The sequence below is a fragment of the Persicitalea sp. genome (assembly GCF_041751555.1).
Taxonomy (GTDB): Bacteria; Bacteroidota; Bacteroidia; order Cytophagales; family Spirosomataceae; genus Persicitalea.
On record NZ_JBGSXF010000254.1, the window covers coordinates 1 to 1,586 of the forward strand.

The following is a 1,586-nucleotide window of genomic DNA, read 5'->3' on the forward strand; positions in this document are numbered from 1 at the left end:
GCAGGAAATGACGGAGCAGAAACCCGATGGCTTTCGGGTTATCACCAAATGTACCTTCGAGTTGGAAGGCTCGGAAAAGCCCGTTTGTGTAGCGGAGTTGATTACGCTGCTTTTTGAGTGAAGGGAGTAACATTAAGCTGAGTGGCTATGAAATATTTTCATTGAAAATCAAATATTCCAGCCCTCCCGGTCTTTTGTCAGTGTTCTTTCCATTCTTGAAAAATACATGAATAAGAAATTGGCCGTTAGACGATACGGAATGTTAGGCTTCTTAACGCTGCTGTATACATTTTCATTCGCGCAAAGCCCTCCTTCAAGTACTTCAAAATCCTCCGCCGAACCCTTCACCCTTAAAGACGGCGACCGGGTGGTTTTCCTGGGTAACTCTCTAATGGAGAATGACCTGACCCACGGCTACCTCGAACTGGTCCTCACGACCCGATGGCCCGGCCGCAACGTGACTTTCCGCAACCTGGGCTGGTCGGGCGACAACGTTTTTGGTGACGCCCGCAGTTATTTCACCAATCCGCCCACGCCTTACGAGTTGCTGATGAAGCAACTCACCGACGCGCAGCCGACGGTAGTTTTTGTGGCCTACGGCGGCGTGGAAGCGCAGGAAGGCGAGGCGGGCCTGCCCCGCTTTACCGAGGGCTTGAACAAACTACTGGATAAGATCGGGGAATTGGGCGCGAAAGCGGTACTGCTGTCGCCAATTCCGGTACTTTCTTCCATAAAAACTACCCAGCGAAACGATGTGCTGGGGCGCTACGCGACGGCTATTGCTGCCGTGGCGGCTGAGCGGGGGGCGCGCTACGTCGATGTGTTCAATCCTGTTTTGGAAATTCAAAAGCAGATTACCATCACCGACAACGACATTCACCTGAACGAAGCCGGGTACCACCACCTGGCGGCGGCGTTGGAAAAAGGACTGGGATTGTCTGCACGGAGTGAGGTAGTTGTGCTTGATTATGCCCGGAAAAGTACCTCTTCCCCCAACGCCAGATTGTCGGCAATCCATCAGAAGACGGGTGCTTTGAAGTTTACGCTGGATGAAAAGTACCTGCCACTTTCTGCTTCCGACGGAAGTACCTCCGCCTCCGGTCAGGTACTTCGTATTACGGGATTGGACAAAGGCTACTATACGCTCACCGCCGAGGGTACTTTGGTGGCGGCGGCTTCGGCAAAGCAGTGGGCCGAAGGCGTGAACATCCGGCAAGGGCCGTCATTTAGCCAGGCCGATCGACTGCGTAACCTCATTCAGAAAAAGAACGACATTTTTTTTCACCAATACCGTCCCCACAACCGCACGTACATCGTCGGGTTTCGGGCCTACGAGCAAGGACGACACGCGGAGGGTTTAAAAGAACTGGGGTTGATCGTCACCTGGCTGGAAGGGCAGATCGCTCTGAACCGAATGCCGACGCCGCGTACTTATGAGCTCACTCCTTTGAAATAATGATGAAAAATACTTTGATACGAATGCGCAAATTTATTCTCCTTCCCTGCGTCCTGCTCCTCACGGCGTCGGCCATGCAGGACGTACCGGGCTTTGGCCCCGGCGACGATCCCGAGGAAGAACTGGCCTC

1 protein-coding gene is annotated in these 1,586 nt (G+C 53.4%); it reads left to right on the forward strand.

All coding sequences use genetic code 11. The annotated features are described in order from the left end of the window. The first annotated feature begins 226 nt into the window (after positions 1-226). Complete coding sequence (locus ACEW8P_RS09045; RefSeq protein ID WP_373512761.1) at positions 227-1,456, forward strand: GDSL-type esterase/lipase family protein; 1,230 nt, start codon at positions 227-229, stop codon at positions 1,454-1,456. The last annotated feature ends 130 nt before the right edge of the window (positions 1,457-1,586 follow it).